At 53.9% G+C, this 26526-nt stretch carries 23 protein-coding genes; 3 read left to right on the forward strand and 20 right to left on the reverse strand.

What is annotated here, in order from left to right; translation table 11 throughout:
* Window positions 1–17 precede the first annotated feature (17 nt).
* A complete protein-coding gene (yjjX, locus tag OGW13_RS07795) occupies window positions 18–533 on the forward strand; it encodes an inosine/xanthosine triphosphatase (RefSeq protein WP_042998028.1) in 516 nt (171 codons plus the stop codon).
* A gap of 93 nt (window positions 534–626) precedes the next feature.
* Here the strand turns inward: yjjX and trpR are convergent, their stop codons facing one another.
* Window positions 627–953 (reverse strand): trp operon repressor, encoded by a 327-nt coding sequence (gene trpR, locus OGW13_RS07800; RefSeq protein WP_042998029.1) that lies wholly within the window; start codon window positions 951–953, stop codon window positions 627–629.
* 57 nt (window positions 954–1010) lie between these two features.
* Complete coding sequence (gene sltY / locus OGW13_RS07805) at window positions 1011–2948, reverse strand: murein transglycosylase (protein WP_287115856.1); 1938 nt, start codon at window positions 2946–2948, stop codon at window positions 1011–1013.
* 337 nt (window positions 2949–3285) lie between these two features.
* On the opposite strand from sltY, the gene ettA reads away from it, so the two are divergent.
* On the forward strand, window positions 3286–4953 hold the full coding sequence (ettA, locus tag OGW13_RS07810; RefSeq protein WP_044255637.1) for an energy-dependent translational throttle protein EttA: 1668 nt from the start codon (window positions 3286–3288) through the stop codon (window positions 4951–4953).
* A gap of 50 nt (window positions 4954–5003) precedes the next feature.
* Here the strand turns inward: ettA and OGW13_RS07815 are convergent, their stop codons facing one another.
* The 8 genes from OGW13_RS07815 to OGW13_RS07850 all read right to left on the reverse strand — a co-directional run bounded on the left by OGW13_RS07815 (window position 5004) and on the right by OGW13_RS07850 (window position 13625).
* On the reverse strand, window positions 5004–5747 hold the full coding sequence (locus tag OGW13_RS07815) for an oxidative stress defense protein (RefSeq protein WP_042998032.1): 744 nt from the start codon (window positions 5745–5747) through the stop codon (window positions 5004–5006).
* A gap of 116 nt (window positions 5748–5863) precedes the next feature.
* Window positions 5864–6499: an arginine exporter ArgO gene (gene argO, locus OGW13_RS07820; RefSeq protein ID WP_090049175.1), complete on the reverse strand. Its 636-nt coding sequence runs from the start codon at window positions 6497–6499 to the stop codon at window positions 5864–5866.
* 144 nt (window positions 6500–6643) lie between these two features.
* Window positions 6644–7504 (reverse strand): small-conductance mechanosensitive channel MscS, encoded by an 861-nt coding sequence (locus OGW13_RS07825; protein WP_042998033.1) that lies wholly within the window; start codon window positions 7502–7504, stop codon window positions 6644–6646.
* A 125-nt stretch (window positions 7505–7629) separates the two neighbouring features.
* On the reverse strand, window positions 7630–8565 hold the full coding sequence (allS, locus tag OGW13_RS07830; RefSeq protein WP_042998034.1) for an HTH-type transcriptional activator AllS: 936 nt from the start codon (window positions 8563–8565) through the stop codon (window positions 7630–7632).
* Window positions 8522–9349, reverse strand: a complete 828-nt coding sequence (locus OGW13_RS07835; RefSeq protein ID WP_090049069.1) for an oxamate carbamoyltransferase subunit AllH family protein — start codon at window positions 9347–9349, stop codon at window positions 8522–8524. Before OGW13_RS07835 ends, allS begins: the two co-directional genes overlap by 44 nt.
* 100 nt (window positions 9350–9449) lie before the next feature.
* On the reverse strand, window positions 9450–10712 hold the full coding sequence (locus tag OGW13_RS07840; RefSeq protein WP_287115857.1) for a YlbE family protein: 1263 nt from the start codon (window positions 10710–10712) through the stop codon (window positions 9450–9452).
* Window positions 10713–10727: 15 nt separating this feature from the next.
* Window positions 10728–12389: an acyl-CoA synthetase FdrA gene (locus OGW13_RS07845; protein ID WP_042998037.1), complete on the reverse strand. Its 1662-nt coding sequence runs from the start codon at window positions 12387–12389 to the stop codon at window positions 10728–10730.
* 12 nt (window positions 12390–12401) lie between these two features.
* A complete protein-coding gene (locus OGW13_RS07850; RefSeq protein ID WP_042998038.1) occupies window positions 12402–13625 on the reverse strand; it encodes an MFS transporter in 1224 nt (407 codons plus the stop codon).
* 335 nt (window positions 13626–13960) lie between these two features.
* Between OGW13_RS07850 and OGW13_RS07855 the strand changes: the two genes are divergently transcribed.
* Window positions 13961–14866: a carbamate kinase gene (locus OGW13_RS07855; RefSeq protein WP_042998039.1), complete on the forward strand. Its 906-nt coding sequence runs from the start codon at window positions 13961–13963 to the stop codon at window positions 14864–14866.
* 96 nt (window positions 14867–14962) lie between these two features.
* Here OGW13_RS07855 and fbaA read toward each other — a convergent pair whose 3' ends face one another.
* The 10 genes from fbaA to tkt form a co-directional block, all read right to left on the reverse strand.
* Complete coding sequence (fbaA, locus tag OGW13_RS07860; protein ID WP_042998040.1) at window positions 14963–16042, reverse strand: class II fructose-bisphosphate aldolase; 1080 nt, start codon at window positions 16040–16042, stop codon at window positions 14963–14965.
* 90 nt (window positions 16043–16132) lie between these two features.
* Window positions 16133–17296 (reverse strand): phosphoglycerate kinase, encoded by a 1164-nt coding sequence (pgk, locus tag OGW13_RS07865; protein WP_042324055.1) that lies wholly within the window; start codon window positions 17294–17296, stop codon window positions 16133–16135.
* A 51-nt stretch (window positions 17297–17347) separates the two neighbouring features.
* A complete protein-coding gene (epd, locus tag OGW13_RS07870) occupies window positions 17348–18367 on the reverse strand; it encodes an erythrose-4-phosphate dehydrogenase (protein ID WP_042998041.1) in 1020 nt (339 codons plus the stop codon).
* Window positions 18368–18654: 287 nt separating this feature from the next.
* Window positions 18655–19365, reverse strand: a complete 711-nt coding sequence (locus OGW13_RS07875; protein ID WP_044327896.1) for a nucleoside/nucleotide kinase family protein — start codon at window positions 19363–19365, stop codon at window positions 18655–18657.
* Window positions 19362–19871 carry an MltR family transcriptional regulator gene (locus OGW13_RS07880; protein WP_042998043.1) on the reverse strand — a complete coding sequence of 170 codons (510 nt, stop codon included), beginning with the start codon at window positions 19869–19871 and terminating at the stop codon, window positions 19362–19364. Before OGW13_RS07880 ends, OGW13_RS07875 begins: the two co-directional genes overlap by 4 nt.
* A 15-nt stretch (window positions 19872–19886) precedes the next feature.
* Window positions 19887–20858 carry a class II fructose-bisphosphatase gene (gene glpX / locus OGW13_RS07885; RefSeq protein ID WP_130097878.1) on the reverse strand — a complete coding sequence of 324 codons (972 nt, stop codon included), beginning with the start codon at window positions 20856–20858 and terminating at the stop codon, window positions 19887–19889.
* Entirely contained in the window at window positions 20855–22132 is a 1278-nt protein-coding gene (locus tag OGW13_RS07890) for a zinc-binding dehydrogenase (RefSeq protein WP_042998045.1), read from the reverse strand. The genes glpX and OGW13_RS07890 overlap by 4 nt, the downstream gene beginning before the upstream one ends.
* Window positions 22133–22155: 23 nt before the next feature.
* The gene (locus tag OGW13_RS07895) at window positions 22156–23535 is read right to left on the reverse strand and encodes a PTS mannitol transporter subunit IIBC (protein WP_042998046.1); all 1380 of its coding nucleotides are present in this window, start codon (window positions 23533–23535) and stop codon (window positions 22156–22158) included.
* A gap of 27 nt (window positions 23536–23562) precedes the next feature.
* A complete protein-coding gene (gene cmtB, locus OGW13_RS07900) occupies window positions 23563–24006 on the reverse strand; it encodes a PTS mannitol transporter subunit IIA (protein WP_287115858.1) in 444 nt (147 codons plus the stop codon).
* Window positions 24007–24324: 318 nt separating this feature from the next.
* Window positions 24325–26316, reverse strand: a complete 1992-nt coding sequence (tkt, locus tag OGW13_RS07905) for a transketolase (protein ID WP_042998048.1) — start codon at window positions 26314–26316, stop codon at window positions 24325–24327.
* Between the last annotated feature and the right edge of the window lie 210 nt (window positions 26317–26526).

The following is a 26526-nucleotide window of genomic DNA, read 5'->3' on the forward strand; positions in this document are numbered from 1 at the left end:
TAAAATCGAGCTTAATTATGCACCATGTTGTCTCAGCAACCACCAATCCCGCCAAAATTCAGGCAATTCTGCAGGCATTTAACGAGATCTTCGGTGAAGGATCCTGCCATATTGAGTCTGTGGACGTCGATAGCGGCGTACCGGAACAACCCTTCGGAAGTCCTGAAACGCGTGCTGGCGCACGGAATCGGGTCGAAAACGCCCGTCGTGCGCGCCCCGATGCCGACTTCTGGGTAGCCATCGAAGCGGGTATTGATGAAGATGCGACCTTCAGTTGGGTGGTTGTCGAAAACGCCACCCAGCGTGGCGAAGCGCGTTCTGCGACGCTGCCGCTGCCTGCGGTGATCCTTGAAAAAGTGCGCGAGGGTGAAGCGCTGGGTCCGGTAATGTCACACTACACGGGTATTGATAAGATTGGCCGAAAAGAAGGGGCGATTGGCGTGTTTACCGCCGGGAAACTGACGCGCGCCAGCGTTTACCACCAGGCCGTGATTCTGGCGCTCAGCCCGTTTCATAACGCGATTTATCGTTGAGTTCGTAAGCCGGATAAGACGAAATTGTCATCCGGCGATAGTGCGGTTGCAAGCCTGATGGCGCTACGCTTATCAGGCCTACGAAATCACTTTTCAGGCGTTTTTCAACAATATGGTTTCCAGCCACTGCCGCAGTTCGACGGGCGCCGATTTCAGGCTGTTAGAGCCGCGGGTGATCGTCGCAATCCCCGCGCCCAGCTCGTTTTTAAGCTCGCGCTGGCTCATTTCGCCACGTAATAACTCTTCGATAATGCGTACACGCGTCCCCAGCGCTTCGCGCTCATCCGGGGTCAGCATCAGTTGCAACAGCGGTAAGTGCAGATCCTCTGCATAAGACTGGCGGAGCAACTCCACAAAACGAAGCCACTCCTGATTACGTTGTTCGGCCATCGCCGATGAATAAGGGGAATGCTGGGTCATGTTATGCCGCCCTGTTGTACTCATACACGAGTACAAATCATAACATAACCCACCGGATTAATAACGTCTCTGCCACTCAGAATCGCTCATCAGGGTGTCTTTCTGCCCCATGAAATAGCGATAGTAAGCGTCGTAGGCCAGCACGTTCTTCACATAGCCACGCGTTTCCGAGAAGGGAATACTCTCGACAAACGCCACGGCGTCGATCCGTCCCGCGCTGTTGCCAAGCCAGGTGCGCACGCGCCCTGGTCCGGCATTGTAAGCTGCTGACGAGAAGATCCGATTATTGCCAAACTGCTGATAGACGTACTGCAGGTAGCTGGTGCCGATATTGATATTGGTTTCCGGATCCAGTAACTGATTCTGACTGCTGTAACCCGGAATAGAGAACATCTTCACCGTGTGCGTCGCGGTGCCTGGCATAATCTGCATCAGCCCGCTGGCGCCGACCGGCGATTTCACCTTCGGATTCCAGGCGCTCTCCTGACGCGCGATCGCCATCGCATAGCTTTGCGGAATATCTTTGCCACGGGTATAGCGGGTAAAGAGATCCTGATACGCCAGCGGGAAGCGCTCCTCCAGATGATCCCAGAGTTTACCGGCGATCGTCGCCTGCACGCTCAGATCCCACCACTGATTGTTGAAGGCATAACGCGCCAGCTGCGCCTGCTCCGTCTTCGTCCGGCTGGTGACCAGGTTTGCCCACTCGCTGCGGGCGGTGTTATCCATATTCCAGTACATCAGTTCGCGAACGCGGGCCATTTCGGGTCCCTGAGTTAACACGTTATTCACATTATCGGGCGCTTTATCAATTTTCAGTACGTATTCTTCCCCCAGGCGCTGCGCCGCCGCCATCGGGTAGAAACCGCGCTGCTGCATCAGCGCATGCAGGATCTCTTTTGCTTCCGCTTCCCGTCCTCGTTCCAGCAGCAAATCGGCCTGCCAATAGCGCCATTCGTCCTTCTCTTTCGCTTCCATCGGCAGACGCGCCAGCCAGGTATTCAGGCCACGGCGATCGCCGGTCCCGAGCGCCATGCGCACCCGACGCTCCACCAGCGTGGTGGACTGCGAGCGCATAATCGCGTCGTCTCGCCATTTCGCCTGCTCGTCGGTGACGTCGTTGCCCATTAATCGCCAGGCGACGATATCGCGCAGCTCCTGGGTTTGATCCTCATTCAACTGCTGCGCCTGTACCAGTGACGGAATCATCAGACGCGCGTTTTCCGCATCCTGACGAGCGACGCTGGCAAAGGCCACAGCGGCCATCTGACGAGTGAAATCGGTCGCGCCGGTGGTGCGTGCAAAGGTCAGGACGCTGTTCGGGTTGTTCGCCAGTGAGATAATCGCTGACGCGATAGTCTGGTACTCCGCCGGCATCTGCCCGGCCAGTACCGTCACCAGTCCAGTGTTGCCCGCTTTCATCGCCAGGCGAATGCGCTCCAGGTAAGAGAGCGGATCCTGGGTGCCAGACGCGCGCCAGACGCTGAACAGTTTGTCACAGGCATTAGGTTGGCTTTTACCGGTCAACCACAGCTCTTTCGCCCCCTGCCAGGCTTCTTCCGTTTGCCCGGTATTCCACTTCGCGTAATAGTAATTGCACTGCGCCTCGGTGGTTCTCGGCTTCTCCGGGCTAAACGCTAATAATCCGCGCCAGTCTTCACGCCGCGCCAGTTCGTTAACGAAACGCGATTCCAGCGTACGCGCTGGCGGCAGGGTTGGGTTGGCACGTACAAAGTTGGTCACCGTGACGGTCGGCTGATTCATCAGATCATCGGTGATTTGCCGATATTCCAGATAGGGATACAGGGGGTAATTCTTCAGGCCCGGCATCATCTGCTCCACGACATCCATCTGTCGGTTATCCCAGGCCTGCTTAATCTGTGCGTAACGGTTACGCTGCTCGTCCAGTGAATCGGCTCGCGCTGCCTGACTTAACGTCAGCAGGCACACACCGGCGGCAATAAGACGCCAGGTAAATCGTTGGGCTTTGTCCACAAGCTCTTCCTCTAAATATGATACGTCGCTGCAGCCTCATGCCGCCTAATGATTTCATGCTAACCAGTCATTGGCATTTACGCCACGTCGCGGACACTTTTTTACTTTTACTGCGAGTGAGATCTGCTGGCTGGGATTGAGAGGGGAAAAAGGCTACACTTCGCCTTTGAATACATCTATACCCTAAATAATTCGAGTTGCAGGAAGGCGGCAAGGGAGTGAACTCCCCAGGAGCTTACATAAGTAAGTGACTGGGGTGAACGAGTGCAGCAAACGCACATGCAGCTTGAAGTATGACGGGTATATTCATCACGATAAATACAGAGGCGAGTCCAACGTGGCCCAATTCGTTTATACCATGCATCGTGTCGGCAAAGTCGTTCCGCCGAAACGTCATATTCTTAAAAACATCTCGCTGAGCTTCTTCCCTGGCGCAAAAATCGGCGTACTGGGCCTTAACGGTGCCGGTAAGTCCACCCTGCTGCGCATCATGGCGGGCATTGATACAGATATTGAAGGCGAAGCCCGCCCGCAGCCTGGCATCAAAATTGGTTACCTGCCGCAGGAACCTCAGCTTAATCCTGAACACACCGTACGCGAGTCTGTTGAAGAAGCAGTGGCGGAAGTGGTCAACGCACTGAAAGGTCTGGATGAGGTTTACGCGAAATACGCTGAGCCAGATGCCGACTTCGATAAACTGGCCGCGCAACAGGGCAAGTTCGAAGAGATCATTCAGGCGCACGACGGTCATAACCTGAACGTGCAACTGGAGCGTGCGGCCGACGCCCTGCGTCTGCCAGACTGGGACGCCAAAATCGCGACCCTCTCCGGAGGTGAACGTCGCCGTGTCGCACTGTGCCGTCTGCTGTTAGAAAAACCTGACATGCTGCTGCTTGACGAACCGACCAACCACCTGGATGCGGAATCCGTGGCCTGGCTGGAACGCTTCCTGCACGACTTCGAAGGCACCGTGGTGGCGATTACCCACGACCGTTACTTCCTCGACAACGTCGCAGGCTGGATCCTCGAACTTGACCGCGGCGAAGGTATTCCGTGGGAAGGTAACTACTCCTCCTGGCTGGAGCAGAAAGATCAGCGTCTGGCGCAGGAAGCCTCTCAGGAAGCGGCACGCCGTAAATCTATCGAGAAAGAACTGGAGTGGGTTCGTCAGGGCGCGAAAGGCCGTCAGTCTAAGGGTAAAGCCCGTCTGGCACGCTTTGAAGAGCTGAACAGCACGGAATACCAGAAACGTAACGAAACCAACGAACTGTTTATTCCACCTGGACCGCGTCTGGGTGATAAAGTCATTGAAGTCAGCCACCTGCGTAAATCCTACGGCGACCGCGTGCTGATTGACGATCTGAGCTTCTCTGTACCGAAAGGCGCCATCGTCGGCATCATCGGTCCGAACGGCGCGGGTAAATCCACCCTGTTCCGTATGATGTCCGGTCAGGAACAGCCAGACAGCGGCACCATCACGCTGGGTGAAACCGTTAAGCTGGCCTCCGTCGATCAGTTCCGTGACGCCATGGATAACAGCAAAACCGTGTGGGAAGAAGTGTCCGGTGGGCTGGATATCATGAAGATCGGCAACACCGAAATGCCAAGTCGCGCCTATGTTGGCCGCTTTAACTTCAAAGGCACCGACCAGGGCAAACGCGTCGGCGAGCTGTCCGGTGGTGAGCGCGGTCGTCTGCATCTGGCGAAGCTGCTGCAGGTTGGCGGTAACGTTCTTCTGCTCGATGAACCGACCAACGACCTGGATATCGAAACCCTGCGCGCGCTGGAAAACGCCCTGCTGGAGTTCCCGGGTTGCGCAATGGTTATCTCGCACGACCGTTGGTTCCTTGACCGTATCGCCACCCACATTCTGGACTACCAGGATGAAGGGAAAGTGGAGTTCTTCGAAGGTAACTTCACCGAATACGAAGAGTACAAGAAACGCACGCTGGGCGCTGACGCGCTGGAGCCAAAGCGTATCAAGTACAAACGTATCGCGAAGTAATCAACAAAATTGCCGGATGGTGGCGCACATGCCTCATCCGGCCTGGAAGGTTATTGCGCTTTGGCGGTTGCCGCAGATTGTTGACCCGCCGCAGGTTCCAACTGGAACACCACATCGACCTGATCATCAAACTGAATCGCCGCCTGCTCGTACGTTTCCTGCGCTGACACCGGTGCCGCGTCCGCTTTCATCATCCGCACCATCGGGCTTGGCTGATAGTTCGAGACATGGTAGCGCACGCTGTAAACCGGACCCAGTTTGCTGTTAAAACCGGCCGCCAGTTCCTGCGCCTGGTGAATTGCATCATCAATCGCCGCTTTACGCGCTTTGTCTTTATAAGCATCCGGTTGCGCCACACCCAACGAAACGGAACGAATTTCGTTCAGCCCCGCTTTCAGCGCGCCGTCCAGCAGTGGGTTGAGTTTATCTAACTGACGCAGCGTCACTTCGACAGTACGCACCGCACGATACCCTTTCAGAACGCTTTTGCCGTTCTGATAATCGTAATCCGGTTGGGTGCGCAGGTTCGCCGAGCTAATGTCTTTTTTCGCGATCTGATTTTGCTCAAGGAAAGAAAGGTATTGCGCAACGCGCTCATCAGCCTGTTTCTTCGCCGTCGCAGCGTCTTTCGCCGCAACATTAACCTCGATTGCCAGCGTGGCAATATCTGGTGCAGCGTCCACGCTTGCCGTCCCGGAAGTCACGATGTGCGGTCCGTCAGGCAATTCGCCTGCCTGCACCGACATTGCACTGAATCCCACTAATGCCGCCAGGGCCATCACTTTGAACTTCACTGTCGCTCCTCCATGTTACGTGAGTTGCCCCAAATTTCAGGGCGCATGCAGGCAAGCTTAGCGCGAAATAGTGTGTTGTCCATCAGACAACGCTTAGAGCGCTAATGGACTGGCTCTTAATTGAACAAGGCGTGAACATGCGCAACGCCTTCTTTTGCCAGTTGAAAAGCGATGAACCACATCACCAGCCCCACCAACGTATTGATAATCCGCTGCGCTTTTGCGGTACGCAGTCGCGGCGCGAGCCACGCCGCCAGCAGCGCCAGGCCGAAGAACCACAGGAAGGAGGCACTGACGGTGCCGAGCGCGAACCAGCGTTTGGGTTCGACATCCAGTTGTCCGCCCAGACTGCCAAGCACCACGAATGTATCCAGGTAGACGTGCGGATTCAGCCATGTCACCGCCAGCATGGTGGCGATGATCTTCCAGCGTCCCTGCTTCATCACTTCCGCGCTGGCCAGTTCCAGATTGCTACTCATTGCCGTCTTTAAAGCGCCAAAACCGTACCACAGCAAAAAACCCACTCCGCCCCAGGTGACCAGCGCCAACAACCACGGCGACTGCATCAGTAATGCGCTACCGCCAAAAATCCCGGCGCAAATCAGCAACAGATCGCTGATGGCGCACAGGAGCGCAATCATGATGTGATACTGGCGACGTATCCCCTGATTCATCACAAACGCATTCTGTGGGCCGAGCGGAAGTATCATGGCTGCGCCAAGCGCAAGACCTTGAAAATAATACGATATCACGGTAATCATCCTGAGTGTTGTCTCTATAGCGCAGACTATAGCGCGGGATGATTATTAGCGGAAATGGATAATATTAATCGTAGATTAAGGAAATTAATGAAGAGGGGATTTTGCCGGATGCTGCGATGCGCATCCGGCATAGCATTATTCTGCCGTGACTTCTTTCACGCGTTTGAAATTCACGTCCATCTGCGGATACGGGAAGCTGATTCCAGCGGCATCAAATTCACGCTTAATCCGCTCCAGTACGTCCCAGTACACGTTTTGCAGATCGCCGCTGTTGCTCCAGACGCGCACCACAAAGTTAATCGACGACGCGCCCAACTCATTCAGACGAACCGTCATTTCGCGATCTTTCAGAATGCGATCGTCTGATTCGATAATCCCGGTGAGGATCTGTTTCACCTTATCGATATCAGAGTCGTAAGCGACGCTAATAATAAATTCATTACGGCGTACCGGCTCACGGGAAAAGTTGATGATATTGCCGGCAATGATTTTACCGTTCGGGATGACGACAATTTTACCGTCCACGGTGCGCATGGTGGTGGAGAAAATCTGCACATTCAGCACCGTCCCGGCAACGCCGCCCAGATCCACATACTCACCCGCACGGAACGGACGGAACATGACCAGCAGAACGCCTGCGGCAAGGTTAGACAACGATCCCTGCAACGCCAGACCGACCGCTAAACCGGCGGCACCGAGCACCGCAATCACCGACGCCGTCTGTACCCCTACCCGACCCAGTGCGGCAATCAGCGTGAAGGCAATAATTCCGTAGCGCACCAGCGCGGAAAGAAAGTCTGCCACGGTAGCATCGATATGCCGCGCCACCATCAGGCGATTAACCGTATTCGACACCAGACGCGCCACGATCATCCCGACAATCACAATGGCCACTGCCGCCACGATGTTGACGGCATAGCTCAACAGCAATTCCTGGTTGCGGACCAGCCAGCTCCCCGCACCGTTGATGCTGTCGACAACATTCAAATCTTCCATTACATATTCCTTGGTCATAACAAATCAGAGCAAATGAGATCAATCTCACGAAAACACCCCGTTAAAGGTAAACAATAATGGGTGAATATGCCATTTTCGTTATGTTTCAATTCTGGATATCACGGCTATTGCCGTTCTGCAGGACGATCCACCATCCGCAAAAATCCCCCCACCAGCCCATGTTTTTGTTTAAAAATTGCGGCAATTTCGCTGACCACTTTTCCACTTCCGGCATTCTTCCAGGCGATAGAAAGCGGTGACGGCTGGCGAGGATTCACCACCGAACGAGCCACCAGTGCGCCGGATTCTACGTAAGGGCGACACAGACGTTCCGGTAAAAAACCGACGCCCAGGCCACTTAAGTGACAGGCCAGCTTGGTGCTGAGATCCGGAACCTTAATCTCCTTTTGTCCGCTCAGCAGCCAGGCCACGCGACGGGTGAGCGTGCGCGACGTATCTTCAATATTGATGGCGGGGTAGCGACGCAGCATGTCGTCCGATAACACCGTTGCCGGATGGCTGGCCAACGGGTGATTCTGCGCGACCACAAACTGCCAGCTAATGTCCCCCAGTGGCAGCAGTGAAATGTTGTTTGACAACGATTCGGAACCGGTCACGCCAATCGCCAGTTGATAGTCGTCATACAGCAGCGAATCCCACACGCCCATATAGACCTGGCGGGAGATCTGGAAACGGGTGAAGGGAAATTGTTGATGCAGCCACGTCAGTAAATCAGCGGTCGTCTGCGGCTGATAGAGCAAATTATTGATAACAATATTAACCTGACGCTCAACGCCCGCATTAATCTGCTGCAATTCATCAGGCATGGCGTCCAGCCAGTTAAGCCACTGGCGACAATGTTCGAGCAGATGCTGTCCCGCCAACGTCAGGCTGACGGAACGCGTGGTTCGTAAAAAGAGCTGCGTACCCACCTGCTCTTCCAGCGTTTTGATGCGGTAACTGATTGCCGCAGGCGTTTTATGCAGTGAGCTGGCCGCACGGGAAAAACTCTCCGTCTCAGCTACCCGAATAAATGTACGTATTGTTTCCTGATCGAGCATGCTTTCCCCTTGAGTTAGCCATCAGCAACCAGCGTTGCGCCAGCGCAATCCCTAACACCATGTCAGCGCCGGAGGTGTGCCCCACCGTGAGCAGACGACGCAGTGCGTGGCCTGCGTCACGCCCGGTTTGCAAGCTGCGCATCACCCCCAACACCGGCGTCGAAAATTCGCCCACTCTGGCACTATTAAGATAGCTACAGCTTACCGAAGTTGTCAGTTGCGCAAGTTGATCCGCCGGGGGTAAAAAAAGGTGAACCGGTATCCCGGCTGCAATAAAGACCGCCAGCATTCCCGTAAGCATATCATCACCGCTGGGCGTGAGTCCGGGACCTCGTCCAATCAGCCAGCGCCAGTCTGGCGCGATGCCATTCGCCCAACGCTCCAGCCCGGCAACGATCTGCGGGTAACACGCCACGGTATTGAGTGGCTGGTTGAGCGCACCTCCCAGACCGGTTTGCTGAACACAGGAAGACAGGTCGAGCAGTGCGATAGCAGAAGGAGTCAGTTGCAGCCTGAGCTGACGCTGAGGGCGAAGGGTCACCCCCTGCCCGGTCAGCAGATCCCCGGTTTTGCACAAGCGAGAAACCGTCGTCAGGCGGGAGAACTGTGCACGACTCAACAGCACGCCGGTCGGCCCCATGCCTTTACCGTAGCGGTATAACGTCAGTAGTTCGCCGTTAGCATGGCTGAAATTGATCGCCTGTGAGAAGCGACTGTGCAGCGTCCATTCACCCTCTGGAAGTCGATAAAGCCCGGCGCAGGCCAGGGCATTGAGAATGAACATAGGTTACTCCGAAATGCCGGATCGCGGCGCCACCTTATCCGGCCCACGAGTGACACCGATCCGTAGGCCCGGTGAGCGTTAGCGCCACCGGGCATTTCTGTTACGCCGTGATGTGATGCTCTTCCGCCAGCGCTTCCAGCGCTTTTTCAAAGCACAGCAGCGGTGCACGTACGGTCCCCGCACCAACCTGGCCGATTCCGGCTTCGCGGTGAGCGATACCGGTGTTGATCAGCGGCGTAATCCCCGTTTCCACGACACGACGGATATCCAGCCCCAGACACGCCCCTTTGAAATCCCAGGACGGGATCTGGAACAAAGGGTTGTTGGCGAGGTAGATTTCCGCCATCTCCTCGGACGTTTCCAGCGCGGCCCCCATACCGCCCGCACCGACGAAACGCGTCACACCAGGTGCAGCAATCATGGCTGCGCCACCAATGCCCAGCGTCTCGGTAATGGCGCTATCACCGATATCCGGGTTAGCGTCAGCCTGACTGTAGCCGGTAAAGAACAAGCCCTGCGGCGTATTCACTGGCGCGGTAAACCAACGGTCGCCGGTGCCGCTGACACGAATCCCGAACTCACGCCCGTTGCGCGTCATTGCGGTCACCACCGAACCGGCTTTAATCACTGCCGCCGCATCCATCACCGCTTTGCTGTAGGCCATCGCCAGGTTAAGGAAGAACTGATCGGTCACGCTCAGGAACTGCAGCACCTCAATGATTTCGGCTTTCGGATGATCAAGACCGGCGATCACAGGGGATAGCGTGCGCAACAGTAACGACGAGGCCGCGATATTACGCTGATGGAATTCGTCCCCCATCGTAATCGCCTGAGCCATCATCGCCGTCAGATCCACGCCGTTCTCCATGCGCGACAAGGCCTCCTGTAACACCGGTGCCAGCGTATCGCGCATCCAGCGCAGACGCGTCTGCACATCCTCACCGTAGGCGCCGAAACGCATGACTTTGCCGATCCCTTCGTTCAGGTTGCAACAGGACTGATTGCCATGCACCACGTCACGTACGACCAGCACTGGCATGTTTGCAGAGGTGATACCGCCCATCGGGCCGACGGCGCCAACATGGTGGCACGGGATAAATTCCACTTCGCCCTGATTCAGGAGACTGACAGCTTCCTCTTCACTGGCCGCCCACCCCTCAAACAGCGATGCGCCGATACAGGCACCGCGCATAGGCCCCGTCATCTCTTCCCAGGCAATCGGCGGGCCGGCGTGCAGCAATTTACGCCCGGAGGACAATTCAACCACCGCCTCTTTCGCAGGACGGACAGCAACCCAATGTGGGCGGGCGGCTTTGATGCGTTCAATAATGGCGTCGTTGGCCTGTGCAATTGATGAATACATATCGGTACCTCTGAATTAATGTAACTGCTTGAGTAAACTGGCGAGACGCGCATTGCCACCGGCAATCGGCGCCCACTGATAATGCACAACCGGCGTGCCGCTGCTTTGCAGATCCAGCGCGAAGCTGCGCAGTCCGGCATTGATCACCTGTACGCCATCCAGCAAGGGGTTAGGTTCAACGGATGGGCGAGAGTCCTGATGATGTGTCAGGCTGATGGCGAGCAACACGGCCTCTTCCAGGGTTTCCACCACGGCGATGCCTGCATCACGCAGAATGTCGGTTTGTCCACTGCGTCCCTGTGGGTCGGCATCGGTTCCGGTGAGGGTGGCGATGGTGACCAGCGGCGCGTTTCGCGTTGCGCGAACCTGCTCGACAGCCTCAACAACGGCGCCCGCCGGATCAGCACAGGCGCCATAGCCCAGCACCACATCCAGCAGCAGCACGCCCACGTCCGGCATCGCTGCCAGCTTTTCGATTTCAATGCTGCGAGTTGTCGGGTCAATCATCGGGTGTGGTCTGCCCAACGTGTAGCTGTCATCTCCCAGATCGACAATGCGATGGCCCTGCGCGTCGAGCATGACGCCAGCAGCGTGGCTTTCACTCACTGGCACACCCAGCCCGGCCGAAAGCAACATCGCCGCTTCAGCCGCGAGCGTCCCGCCGGCATACAGCCCATAAATGCCTTTGCCAGCCACCTCGGGTTGAATCAGGCGCTGCTGAGCCACTCGCATCAGCAACACGGCCAGTTGGGCGGCATCTGAGAGCGAATTCGCCAGCCAGACATTCCCCTCACAGCGTTGTTCCGGTTTATTCCCGAGAAAGAGCGCGACCACCGGTTTACCGACCTTTTGCATCGCATTGATAATGCGGGTTCTGACCTGCGGCGACGGCGGTTTAGAGACAAACGCGATCACCCGCGTGGCATCATCAGCAGCCAGCATCTCCAACGCCGTTAACGCACTGATGCCTCCCACTTCCGCACTCAGATCGCGTCCCCCCAAACCGATGGCATGGCTGATCCCCTGTTGGTGCAGCGCAATCTGAGAGGTGACCTCCTGAATGCCCGTTCCGGACGCCCCGATTACACCAATTCCACCGTCGGGCAACACGTTCGCGAATGCCAGTGGGCTACCGGCAATCATCGCTGTCCCGCAGTCCGGCCCCATCACAATCAGCCCTTTTTCGCGAGCCAACGTTTTCAGCTCAACTTCCTGCTCAAGCGGTACGTTATCGGAAAACATCATCACGTTTTTACCGGCCAACAGCCCCTCTTTCGCTACGGAGGCCGCATACTCCCCGGCAACCGAAACCAGCAGCAGATTAGCCTGCGGTAATTTCTGGCACGCGCTCTCCCAGCGACGCGCTTTCAGCAGTTGCTGTGAACCGCCCGAGGCGCTGGCAATTGCGCTTAACTCTTTTTCCAACTGTTCGCGGATTAATTCGAGGATCTCCGGTTGCTCGTCATGCGTTCGTACCGCCACACAAATATCGTTCGGTGTGGCCTCGACAAAATCGTCATGCCAGAAGCCCGTAGAATCCAGCATCGCTTTATTCGCTGGCGTTCCCATCATGACGGAAACCTGGTCAACTTCCGGTCGCTCACTTAATTTCCGGGAAATGATCATCAGGCTGACGGAGTCCTGAAAGCTTCCCTTTTTAATAAAAGCGTAAATCATTACCGCTACCTCTTATGTACGTTTTTCTTTCAAAAACAGCATCGCAACCAATCCAATCGCTAACAGAATGGCTGACACATAAAAACTGGATGCCAGGCTGCCCGTAATATCGCGCGCCGCGCCAGCAATAATGGGAGCAAGAATAGAAGAGCTCATGCCGATAAAATTAAATAAGCCAAACGCGGTGCTGTAATTATTTTCATCAACGCTATCGGCAACCAGCGCAACCAGCACGGGATCCAGTGCCAGTTTGCCGACGAGACCGTAAATACACAGGGCGACAATCACGCCAGTCATGTTTGGCATCCAGACAATGGACAGCATGCTGATGATCGCCACCGGGACGAGGAACATAATTAACGGTTTGCGCTTACCTAATTTGTCAGACAGGCTGGAGAATAACAGCGCGCCGGGGATTGAAATCCAGGCGACCAGCGAAGAGATAAATCCAGTTTCGCTACCGGCAATACCACGTTCATTTTGCAGATAATAGGGAAGCCAGGTCAGAATAACGAAGAAACCAAACAGGCTACAGAACACCATGATATAGGTCAGAACGAGGTTGCGGTTTTTCAGAAGATCGCTGAATTTGCCTTTTTTTACCGGCTGCCCGTCGGTATCTACAGTGCGTTTCTTTTCTTTCACAAACAGCCAGATCGCAATCCCCACCAGTACTGAAGGAACCGCCATCGCGTAGAACGGCATCCGCCATGAATGGCCCTGATCGTACACCAGCCAGCTTGAGGTCATCAGTCCCAGCGCAATACCGAAGGCCATGCCGCTATTGATGATTGCGCTGCCGAGCGAGCGATATTTTTTAGGGATTTGCTCGGAAGAAAGGCCGTACTGTGGACCGTAATAGGTCCCTTCTCCCGCGCCCGTGACAACGCGGGCAAACAGCAGCGTGTACCAACTTTTTGCCCAACCGGTAACGGCCGTGAAAACGCCAAAGAGAATAAACCCAGGCACCAGCACTTTTTTCTTACCGATTTTATCACCCAGTATTCCGGCCGGGACCTGTAATAACGCATAAGAAAAATAAAACACAGAATTAAGAATGCCTAATTGCGTTCCACTTAGGCCAAACTCTTTTTCCAGCTCGCCCATCACCGGGTTCAATACCGTCCGGTCGGCGTACATGAAAATCCACCCCAGCCAGAACAGGAAAATGGTCACCCACCAGGCCGGTATTCCTTTTTTCTTCGTGACCTCAGTCACTTCACATGATTCAGACATAAGCAATCTCCCGGTAATATTTACCGTTGAACACCTCATATTATCTGACGATTGATGAGGCTTGATATTTTAACTCTGCTCACCATATCGGGACGCGACATCATTTCGTTTGAGCAAAGTCACACAAAATCCATTGTTATAAATTCCTGGGAACTGACCGCAACATTATTAAAAAAAGTCTAACAATCATTTTTTAAATATTTTAAACAAAGTAATTAAAAACAATCCTAATTAACGCGTTATTTTTATCAGTCAATAAGCTGTCGAATAAGTCACATTATAAAAAAACCGGAACGTTATTTTGACCACGAGATATTTTGCACATTGAGGTCATAATGAAAAAGAAACTGGTCATTGCACTGGGTGGGAATGCATTATTACAGCGCGGAGAGATATTGAGTGCGGAAAACCAACAACGCAGCATTCAGGTTTTTGCGCAACGGGTAGCGACGCTGGCTCGCGATTATCAACTGGTGATTGTTCACGGAAACGGGCCTCAGGTCGGGTTGCTGGCGTTGCAGAACGCGGCCTACACGGAATCACCCGCCTGGCCGCTGGATATACTGGTGGCTGAAAGCCAGGGAATGATTGGCGCCGCCATCGCCCAGGCGCTGACGCAAAATACGGGGGGTTGCCCCGTGACCACGCTGATGACACGGGTAGAAGTAGACCCGCAGGATGAGGCGTTTGCCGCTCCGGGTAAGTACATAGGGCCCGTCTATCAACCGGATCAACAAGCTGAACTGGAACAACGCTATGGCTGGACGATGAAGGCGGATGGACAATACATTCGACGGGTCGTTCCCTCACCGATACCGCAAAACATCCTCGACGGCGAGGCCATCCAGATGCTGATGGAAGCAGGGCATACGGTGATTTGCTGTGGCGGTGGCGGCGTTCCGGTGGTGGCTCAGGGTAACGGATACGTGGGAACTGAAGCGGTGATCGACAAAGATCTGACAGCTGCGGTGTTGGCGAATACCATCAACGCCGATCATCTGCTGATCCTGACCGATGCCGATGCCGTCTATGAACACTGGGGTACTCCACAGGCGCGCGCGTTACGACATGTCACAACCGAAGAGTTGGCGCCGTTTGCGGCACCGGATGGCGCAATGGGACCAAAAGCGGCGGCGGTGATCCAGTTTGTTAAGCAAACCGGGCGTTCGGCGTTTATTGGCGCGCTGAAAGATGCACCACAGATACTCACAGGCGAGAAAGGTACCTGCGTGACGCAGTAACCCCCTGCCGTTTGTCATTGTCGGATGGCGAGATTCTCCGGCAACCACGCAAAAAAGGCTTCCCGAAGGAAGCCTTTTTACAATCAGCAGGCTACATTACAGAACGTCAATTGCGTTCAGTTCTTTGAAAGCCTGTTCCAGACGCGTGATCATGGAAGTCTGGCCAGCACGCAGCCATACGCGCGGATCGTAGTATTTCTTGTTCGGCTGATCTTCGCCTTTCGGGTTGCCCAGCTGACCCTGCAGATACGCTTCATTCGCTTTGTAGTAGTTCAGAACACCTTCCCAGGTCGCCCATTGGGTATCGGTATCGATGTTCATTTTGACTACACCGTAGCTTACGGAGTCTTTGATTTCCTGAGCGGTAGAACCGGAACCACCGTGGAAGACGAAGTTCAGGCTGTTGTGCGGCAGGTTGTGTTTCTTAGAAACATAGTCCTGAGAGTCGCGCAGGATGGTCGGGGTCAGAACCACGTTACCCGGCTTGTAAACGCCGTGTACGTTACCGAAAGAAGCCGCGATAGTGAAACGCGGGCTGATTTTGCTCAGCTCGGTGTACGCGTAATCCACGTCTTCCGGCTGGGTGTACAGGGCAGAAGCGTCCATGTGGCTGTTGTCCACACCATCTTCTTCACCACCGGTGCAACCCAGTTCGATTTCCAGGGTCATGCCCATTTTGGACATGCGCGCCAGGTATTTGGAGCAGATTTCGATATTCTCTTCCAGTGACTCTTCAGACAGGTCGATCATGTGAGAAGAGAACAGCGGTTTACCGGTCGCCGCAAAGTGTTTTTCACCTGCGTCCAGCAGACCGTCGATCCACGGCAGCAGTTTCTTCGCGCAGTGGTCAGTGTGCAGGATAACCGGAACACCGTAGTGCTCAGCCATCTGATGTACGTGGTGCGCACCAGAGATCGCGCCCAGGATTGCCGCACCCTGAGGAACGTCAGTTTTCACGCCTTTACCCGCGATGAACGCAGCGCCACCGTTGGAGAACTGTACGATAACCGGCGCTTTAACTTTTGCAGCGGTTTCCAGAACGGCGTTGATAGAGTCGGTACCGACGCAGTTAACTGCTGGCAGAGCGAAGTTGTTTTCTTTTGCTACCTGGAAAACTTTCTGTACGTCATCACCGGTGATAACGCCAGGTTTTACGAAATCAAAAATTTTAGACATGTTACGAGTCCTGTATCTTCGGCCTTGGAAAGGGGTGCGTGCCACTTAAGCGCGCTGAAAATTGGGCAGGTTTCCCTGCCCATGAGTGTCTTACTTCTTAGCGCGCTCTTCGAGCATCGCTACTGCAGGCAGAACTTTACCTTCCACGAATTCGAGGAATGCGCCGCCGCCAGTGGAGATGTAGGAGATTTTGTCAGCAATACCGAACAGGTCAATAGCCGCCAGCGTGTCACCGCCGCCTGCAATAGAGAACGCGTCGCTGTCAGCAATTGCGTTAGCTACGATTTCAGTTCCTTTACGGAAGTTCGGGAATTCAAACACGCCAACCGGGCCGTTCCACAGAATGGTTTTTGCATTCTTCAGGATTTCAGCCAGCTGCTGTGCAGAAGCGTCGCCGATATCCAGGATCTGCTCGTCTTCTTTCACGTCGTTGACGGATTTCAGCGTGGCGGCAGCGCTTTCAGAGAACTCGGTCGCGACGCGAACGTCAGTCGGAACCGGGATATCGCACGTGGTCAGCAGACGTTTGGCTTCGTCAACCAGATCTGCTTCGTACAGGGATTTGCCCACATTGTGGCCCTGAGCGGCAACGAAGGTGTTCGCGATGCCGCCGCCAACGATCAGCTGATCAGCGATTTTGGACAGGGAATCCAGAACGGTCAGTTTGGTGGAAACTTTAGAACCGCCCACGATAGCGACCATCGGACGAGCCGGCTCTTTCAGCGCTTTACCCAGCGCATCCAGTTCTGCAGCCAGCAGCGGACCGGCACATGCGACGTCAGCAAATTTGCCGATACCGTGAGTGGAAGCCTGTGCACGGTGAGCCGTACCAAATGCGTCCATCACGAACACATCACACAGCGCAGCGTATTTTTTGGACAACGCTTCGTCGTCTTTCTTCTCGCCTTTGTTGAAGCGAACGTTTTCCAGCACCACCAGCTCACCGGCAGCGACTTCAACGCCGTCGAGGTAATCTTTTACCAGGCGAACCGGGTTAGACAGTTTGTCTTTCAGGTAATTAACAACCGGCAGCAGAGAGAATTCTTCGTTGTACTCGCCTTCGGTAGGACGACCCAGGTGGGAAGTCACCATCACTTTAGCGCCTTGTTTCAGGGCCAGTTCGATGGTCGGCAGAGAAGCACGGATACGCGCATCGCTGGTCACTTTCCCTTCTTTAACTGGTACGTTCAGATCCGCACGGATAAAAACACGTTTACCAGCAAGATCCAAATCGGTCATCTTGATTACAGACATGGTGAATCCTCTCGTTGATTCTTGATAAAGTTTTGCAGACGCCCTTGCGCCCTACCTGAAACCTTTTGCAGCCATCGCTAACGTGGTGTCGAGCATTCTGTTAGCAAAGCCCCATTCATTGTCACACCAGACCAGTGTCTTAATAAGGTGCGCGCCACTGACCCGCGTTTGTGTACCATCAACAATGGCGCTATGCGGGTCGTGATTAAAATCGACGGAGACCAACGGTAATTCCGTATAGTCAACTATATCATGAAATGCACCTTGTGCCGCTTTTTGCAGCAACTGGTTGACTTCATTGGCTTTTACGGGCTTCATCACCGTAACGCTTAAGTCGATTGCCGTGACGTTTATCGTCGGTACCCGCACCGCAATCGCTTCAAAACGATCGTTAAACTGCGGGAAAATTCGGGTGATACCTGCCGCCAGTTTGGTATCGACCGGAATGATCGACTGACTCGCCGCGCGCGTCCGACGCAGGTCAGAATGGTACGCATCAATCACCTGCTGGTCGTGCATCGCGGAGTGAATGGTCGTCACCGTACCGGACTCTATGCCATAGGCATCATCCAATAATTTGATAATGGGAATAATACAATTCGTGGTACACGAAGCATTGGAGACGATGCGGTGGTCCGCGCGCAGTTGATCCTGATTGACGCCAAATACCACTGTGGCGTCGAGATCGTTGCTGCCAGGATGTGAAAAGAGCACTTTCTTCGCGCCAGCGGCGATATGCGCCTCGCCGTGTTCGCGGTTCCCGTAGACGCCCGTACAGTCCAGCACGATATCAACGCCGAGCTCGCGCCACGGAAGCGCCTCAAGCGAAGACTCATGCAGAATGCGAATCGCGTCGTCGCCAACTATGAGCTGCTCGCGCTCCTGGCGAACGTCCCATGCAAAACGTCCATGGCTGGTGTCATATTTCAACAAATGCGCCATGCCTGAAGCATCCGCCAGTTCATTGATTGCCACCACGGTGATTTCCGCCCGACGTCCGGATTCATATAAAGCACGAACCACATTACGTCCGATGCGACCGAAGCCATTAATCGCTACGCGTACGGTCATAGATCTCCTGCAAGGCTATCCCGATTCAGATGTGGCTGACAGAGTAATCCAGCGCATCGTTCAGGGGAACCTTACCTGTCGCAAACTGCGACTGATTGATTATTTGTCGAACATTTAATCGACTGAAACGCTTCAGCTAGAATAAGCGAAACGGGGAATAAAAGGAACGATTGTCCAGACGATTAAGCCAGCTATATGACCTGCATCACATTTTACCCGCTGCAAACGGGGGTAATTATTCCAGTAAGGCGTAATAATCATCACGTCTTAGCTGGAATAATTTATCATCAGGCAAGACGGTATTCCCCAGTGGCATTCATCTCCAGTAGCAGACTGGCAGGACGACTTTCGCGCAGCACTCGCTCAACATTCGGTCCGTCTGTGCGTTCGTAAAACGCCTCGGCATCGGCTGGCGATAATCCTCCAGCCAGCTTGCGCCCCACCAGTCGCGCACGCAGGGCCTCCGCTGGCGCGCGAATAAACAGGGAAAAATCGCAGAACGCCGCCAGCGCCCGCCATCTCTCGTCATCCCGCAGCAGCCAGTTCCCTTCCACAATGACAATTGGCGCGCTTACGACAATCGCGTCTTCGACCGGATCGTGCTTTTGCCGATCATATTGCGGCCAGGTCCCTTCGCCTTCTCTAATCTGTCGCAGATTCTGCGCCAGTTTTTCAACGTCAAACGTCTCTGGTGCCCCTTTGTACGCACGCAGATGGTGCGTGTCCAGCCAGTCATTGTAATGATGGAAACCATCCATCGGGAGCGTCTGGATCGCCGGCAAAGAGGGCTCCTGACGCGAAAGCCACTCCCAGAACGTGGTCAGTGTGGATTTTCCGGTCCCGGGCGGCGCACTCAGAAACACAACGGTGCGTCGTCTGGCGTTCGCGGAATGGACGTTCGCCAGGTGCTGTAATAACGGCTTATGAACGTCCTCTATCTCATCATCATGATAATGGGCTTCAACCCGCAACCCGTTAACCATCAGTCCGATTTTCACGGTGTTAATTCCTTTAAAATTGACGTTACCGCCAGCGTCATTGCCGTCTTGACCATTCCGGAAAAGCGCACCTCAGACCACGCCGCAAAGTCGGCAAATTTCATCGACTCCAGCGCGCTATATAAGGTCGTATTTCGGGTAATACTGTTGACGTTGCTGATAAAATCCCAGGTGATGTCGTCGGCAAATCCCGGGATCTCATCCCGTTCGCTGACGTACTGATAAAACTGCGAAAAATGCGTAATATCGGCATAAAGCCATTTATCCATTTTTCCCAGCGCATAAATCAGGCGCAGCGCAACGTCAATATCATCAAGCGGCCCACTCTGGGCAAGTAACGGCTTCACTGCATATTCCACAATCTCTTCATCGTTATCGACAAATAGCGACGGCAGAAAGCGCTTAATGCCCTGTAGCAAAATGGAATGTGCCGTCGTCATAAACGAAAGTAAGTTATTTTGAGCATCCAGTTGCTCCAGCACATCGTCTTCTGTCAGCGTCGTCATTTGTTTCCCGATCAATCACCATGAATGCAGAGAGTCTATTATATTACACGTTCGATCCGCGCCGCCGATCAGTAAAGTTTGCGTACGCACCCCCTTTGCAACCTGTTGGATCCCATTCACAAGATCGCCGCCGGTCACTCCGGTCGCGCTGAAGAGAACGTCATGTCCCGCTACCAGTTCATCGAGCGTATAGATCCGATTGACCTCGACGCCCATTTCCGCGCAGCGCTGGCGCTCCTGGGCAGAGATAACACGATGCTCTTCGGTGTCGCCTTTCGCTTCACAAAAATCGATCAGCTCGGCCTGCATATCCCCCCCCAACGCTTTCACCGCACAGGCGGAAATCACGCCTTCTGGCGCACCGCCAATGGTATACATCAGGTCATAAGGGTTATCCTGCAAACAGGCCAGAACACTGGCGGCCACATCACCATCAGACAGGGCAAAGACTTTCACCCCCAACTGCGTGGCTTCGGCAATGGCTGGCTGAAGTCGCGGTTTATCCAGCGTGGCCATGCGCAGTCGATCCAGCGGTTTGCCCAGCGCTTTCGCCACCTGACGCAGATTATCCGCCAGGGGCCGCGCCAGGTTAATCACCCCTTTCGCCTGCCGGTTAACAACCAGCTTTTTCATGTACATATCAGGGGCATGTAACAAGCTTCCCCGCGGCGCAAACGCCATCACCGCCAGCGCATTGCTCTGCCCCATCGCAACCATCCGGGTGCCTTCAATAGGATCGACCGCGATATCAACCTCTGGCCCGCTGCCGCTGCCAACCTCTTCGCCAATCCACAGCATCGGCGCGTGATCAATCTCGCCCTCACCAATGACGATGCGCCCGCGAATAGCGATGTCATTCAAGGCCGTGCGCATCGCACTCACTGCCAGTCCATCTATTTTGTTCTTATCGCCGCAGCCGGTTTGCGGCCAGGCAGCCAGCGCTGCCTGCTCCGTGATGCGAAACAGCGGCCATGCCAACGACTTCATGCCGCCGCCTCCCCGATATCCACGCCAAACTGCGCCAGCAGATACTTTTCTGCTTTCTCATTCCAGATTCCGTGTGTCTCCTCCACAAGACGCGCCAGTTCTCTGAATAACGGATCGGTTTTGCCTTTCTCAGCGAAATCAGCAATTGCCGTCAGCGGCATCGTCACACCGTTATAGATAAGCTTCTTGCCGCCTGGAATATCCGGCAAATTCAGAACGGTATCGGGCACTGCATCGAGACCACCAATATGGGTCACCATAAACGATGGCTGAAGCTGGCCCGTCGCGCTCAGTGCAATCGCCTCTTTCATGTCCTCAGTGGAACCGCCAGAGGTTCCGACTACGTGAGTGCTATTGTAATGCACGTTGTAGAAATTAAACGGCACCTTGAAACGGCTATCCGTCGGACCGGCAAAGAAGTTCAGACAGCCATCTTCTGCCAGAAGATCGTCAGCCATCTCCACGACGGCTGGCACGGCGGCATAGACAAAAACGTCATCGAACCCGGCGCCGCCCGTTAATTCGCGCAGTTGCGTCGCGGGGTCGGCCATACCGGACGAATTCACATAGGTGAGTGCGATTCCCTTGCGTGCGGCCAGTTCGACCGGCAGGAGTTTTTTAGCCTGCTCCAGACGCGTTTCATCAATATCCACCACCACCACGCGTGCCGGTTGGATCCCGCCGTTAATAGCATAATCAATCGCACCGATCCCCATTGGCCCTGCGCAGGCTAAAAGCGCAATATTGCCGCCGGGCTTAATCCCCATTCGGTGCTTATACACATAAGGCGTCGTATGATAATTCGCTTTATAGGCACCAATGATGCAACACATCGGTTCCGCCAGCGAGGCAGCCGCAAAATAAGAACCGTGGTATGGCAATACGCAACCCAGATTTATCGCAATTTCAGGGATAATCATATACGTGGCATTACCACCGAAATATTCGTAGCTGTATCCTGCGGAATAACCGCTGGGCAATCCCATTGCGGGTTGTAAAACAAAACGTTGCCCTTTTTTATATTTCCCGGTTAGGTTTTTACCTACTTCAACAATGATCCCGGCACATTCGTGACCGGTAATCACCGGATGATTTTCCAGATCATCAGGAACACGTTTATGTTCACTGGCTAATGTCGCAGCCTTCCAGGTGGATAAGCATACGCTGTCGGAAATCACACTGACTAACAGTTCATTATCCGTAATTTCAGGTAATTCAAACTCACGGATACGGACATCCTGTTTGCCATATATTGCAGCCACTTTCGTTTTCATATTAACTCCAGGAACCAGAAATGCTAATTCGACGTTAAGTGATTAAATAAATCGTCAAGCAGCGGGTCGCCAATATAATTTTTAATCAACACCAGAGGCTTATGACTGACTCGTTTAACGCGGCCCTCAAGACTGGCGTGCGTCACGATAATATCGGCATCGTCAGGGACATTTTCGATGGCGTAATGTTTGACATCGATAGACAACCCGGCTTTTTCCAGGCGCTTACGAAACGTCGTTGCCCCCATCGCACTGGACCCCATTCCCGCATCACACACAAAGGCGATACGTTTGACATGGCGATATGAAAAACTGCCTTCCTGCTTCATGGCTTTGACAGCTTTGGCGGAATCACTGAACGTCTCTTCACTCTCGGCCAGACCATTTCTTTCCATTTTCAGGATCAATGAGGTGATGATAAAGGTCACCACGGTTCCCGCCGTGACGCCCGCAATCGTGGCAAGGAAAGAGCCTTTTGGCGTCAATGCCAGGTAAGCGAAAATCGACCCTGGGCTCGGACCCGCAACCAGGCCACCGCCTAACAGGTTAAACACCCATGTTCCGCTCATTCCCCCGGCAATCATGCCCACCAGGGTCAGTGGCTTCATCAGCACGTACGGGAAGTAGAGTTCGTGAATGCCGCCCAGAAAATGGATAATCATGGCGCCGGGTGCAGATTTCTTCGCCATCCCTTTACCAAAGAAGGTAAACGCCAGCAGTAAACCTAAACCGGGGCCAGGGTTTGAGGCCACCATGAAAAAGATGGATTTTCCTGTCTCCGAGGCTTGCTGCATTCCCAGCGGATAATAGACCCCCTGATCGATGGCATTATTCAGAAAGAGGATTTTCGCGGGTTCATTAATTAGTGAAAGCAGCGGTAGATAACCTGCATGTACCAGTGATTCAATACACTCTTTCACAAAGTTATTGGCAATGAGGACCGCCGGGCCAATGACTTCAAACCCCAGCAGGCACAACATCATTCCGGCAATGCCTAATGAGAAGTTATTAATCACCATCTCAAAGCCTGCGGGAATACGCTGGTCCAGCAGTCGGTCAATGTATTTAATCACCAGACCACCCAGTGGCCCCATAATCATGGAACCGAGGAACATCGGGATATCTGCGCCAATAATCACGCCGATGGTACCGATCCCCCCCATCACCGCCCCGCGCTTCCCACCCACCAGATGTCCACCGGTGGAGCCAATCATAACGGGTAATAAATAGGTAATCATCGGACCGACTATTTTGGCGAAATGCTCATTGGGCATCCACCCTGTCGGAATAAATAATGCAGTAATAAAACCCCAGGCAATAAAAGCACCGATATTAGGGATGACCATTGCAGTCAAAAATCCCCCAAAAGCCTGGACCTTTGCACGAGCAGACTTGTGTTCCATGATAATATCCTGTCGAGGAGAAAATGATTATGCGCGGACGATAATATCCGCCAGCTGTTTTTCTGATTTAGCAGCAAATAATGCTGCGAGGTTTTCCTCTTCACATAATAGTTCGCTTAAAGCCTGGATAGCGCCGATATGTGAATCGGCATTTGCCGCTGATAACCCAATAAGTAATTTTACGGGTTCGTCATCGTCGGCAAATTGTACTTCCTGTTTAAGTAGCGTTAATGACATGCCTGTTTTTAGCGCGCCGCATTCCGGACGAGCATGAGGCATCGCCACACCGGGAGCCAGAATATAATAAGGACCATTGTTGATCGTCGAATCTTTTATAGCCTGGATATAATTGGCATTCACATAATGATTTGCCAGCAACGATGCCATGGAAAAATCAATAGCTTCCTGCCAGTTCTTTGCCACCGCTTTTATTGAAATAGAAGCTTCAGGAAAATAGTCAATCAACCGCATAAATTGTCCTTATTTTATTTTTAGGGTACAGCGTCTCGCTAAAAACAAAATACGCGTGCGGCAAAATGAAAGCAATCGAGGGGAAAACAGAGACAGGGAAAAGGGGGAATAATTTAAATCATTAAAAAACAACCAATTACAAATAAAAATAAAAATAGCAAGAGTAATTATGTGACTCACATTACAATTTTGGTAATACACAAAATGTCAGTTTTGTGAAGCGGATCGACAATAACCCCTTGCCTGAGTGAAAATAAATACCGTCCCAGATGATAACGGGCCGCCGAAGCGACCCGTTAGAGACTGTTGTAATGATGATTACAGCAGTGCTTTTGCTTTCGCGACAACGTTGTCGACGGTGAAGCCGAACTCTTCGAACAGCAGCTCTGCCGGAGCAGATTCACCGAAGGTGGTCATCCCGACGATCGCGCCGTTCAGACCCACGTACTTGAACCAGTAGTCAGCGATACCGGCTTCCACTGCCACGCGAGCGGTAACCGCTTTCGGCAGTACGGATTCACGGTAAGCAGCATCCTGCTTGTCGAACGCGTCAGTAGATGGCATGGAGACCACGCGCGCTTTCACGCCTTCTGCGGTCAGTTTGTCCCATGCGGCAACCGCCAGCTCAACTTCAGAACCGGTCGCGATGAAGATAAGCTCAGGCTGGCCTGCACAATCTTTCAATACGTAGCCACCGCGCGCGATGTTCGCCAGTTGCTCTTCAGTACGTTCCTGCTGTGCCAGGTTCTGACGGGAGAGGATCAGCGCGGTCGGGCCGTCCTGACGCTCAACGCCGTACTTCCACGCCACGGCGGATTCAACCTGGTCACATGGACGCCAGGTGCTCATGTTCGGCGTGACGCGCAGAGAAGCCACCTGCTCTACCGGCTGGTGAGTCGGGCCATCTTCGCCCAGACCGATGGAGTCGTGGGTGTAAACCATCACCTGACGCTGTTTCATCAGCGCAGCCATGCGTACCGCGTTACGGGCATATTCCACGAACATCAGGAAGGTGGAGGTGTACGGCAGGAAACCACCGTGCAGGGAGATACCGTTGGCAATCGCGGTCATACCGAATTCGCGTACGCCGTAATGGATATAGTTACCGGCAGCATCTTCATTGATCGCTTTAGAACCCGACCACAGCGTCAGGTTAGACGGCGCCAGGTCAGCAGAGCCGCCGAGGAATTCTGGCAGCAACGGACCAAACGCTTCGATCGCATTCTGAGACGCTTTACGGCTGGCGATTTTCGCCGGATTAGCCTGCAGCTTAGCAATAAACTCGTTCGCTTTTGCGTCGAAATCAGACGGCATTTCACCTTTCATACGACGGGTGAACTCAGCTGCTTCCTGCGGGAAGGCTTTCGCGTAGGCGGCAAATTTCTCGTTCCAGGCAGACTCTTTCGCCTGACCGGCTTCTTTCGCATCCCACTGAGCGTAGATTTCAGACGGGATTTCGAACGGCGCGTATTTCCAGCCCAACTGTTCGCGGGTCAGTGCGATTTCTGCGTCGCCCAGCGGCGCGCCGTGGGAGTCGTGGGTACCCGCTTTGTTCGGGGAACCGAAACCGATGATGGTTTTGCACATCAGCAGGGACGGTTTGTCAGTGACGGCACGTGCTTCTTCGACTGCACGTTTGATCGCGTCAGCATCGTGACCATCTACGCCGCGCACAACGTGCCAGCCATAGGCTTCAAAACGTTTAGCGGTGTCGTCAGTGAACCAGCCTTCAACGTGACCGTCGATAGAGATACCGTTGTCATCGTAGAACGCAACCAGTTTGCCCAGCTTCAGCGTACCGGCCAGAGAGCATACCTCGTGAGAGATACCTTCCATCATGCAGCCGTCGCCCATGAACGCATAGGTGTAGTGGTCAACGATGTCATGGCCCGGACGGTTAAACTGTGCAGCCAGTGTTTTTTCAGCGATAGCCATACCGACCGCGTTCGCAATACCCTGACCCAGCGGACCGGTAGTGGTTTCCACACCGGCGGTGTAACCCACTTCCGGGTGGCCCGGAGTTTTGGAATGCAGCTGACGGAAGTTCTGCAGCTCAGACATCGGCAGATCGTAACCGGTGAGGTGCAGCAGGCTGTAAATCAACATGGAGCCGTGGCCGTTAGACAGTACGAAACGGTCACGATCGGCCCAGGACGGGTTGCTCGGGTTGTGGTTCAGGAAATCACGCCACAGGACTTCGGCAATGTCAGCCATACCCATCGGGGCACCCGGATGACCGGATTTGGCTTTCTGTACTGCGTCCATGCTCAGCGCACGAATAGCATTGGCAAGCTCTTTACGTGAGGACATTTTGACTCCAGATCGGATGATGAAGGCCATACCCGCAACGACTTGACGACAGCGCGTTTTGGGCTACGCCGGAAAAAAGTGCCAACAATGTAACCCAAGCCGCGTGTCATGTACATGGAGCATCCTTTTGCCGCTTCAGAAATCTCCGGATCACACTCGCATGTTGCGCAATCTGCTCGCCCGCTTGTTGTTCTTTTCTTTATACTTAGC

The sequence above is a fragment of the Citrobacter sp. Ca225 genome (assembly GCF_030337175.1).
GTDB classification, from domain to species: domain Bacteria; phylum Pseudomonadota; class Gammaproteobacteria; order Enterobacterales; family Enterobacteriaceae; genus Citrobacter_A; species Citrobacter_A amalonaticus.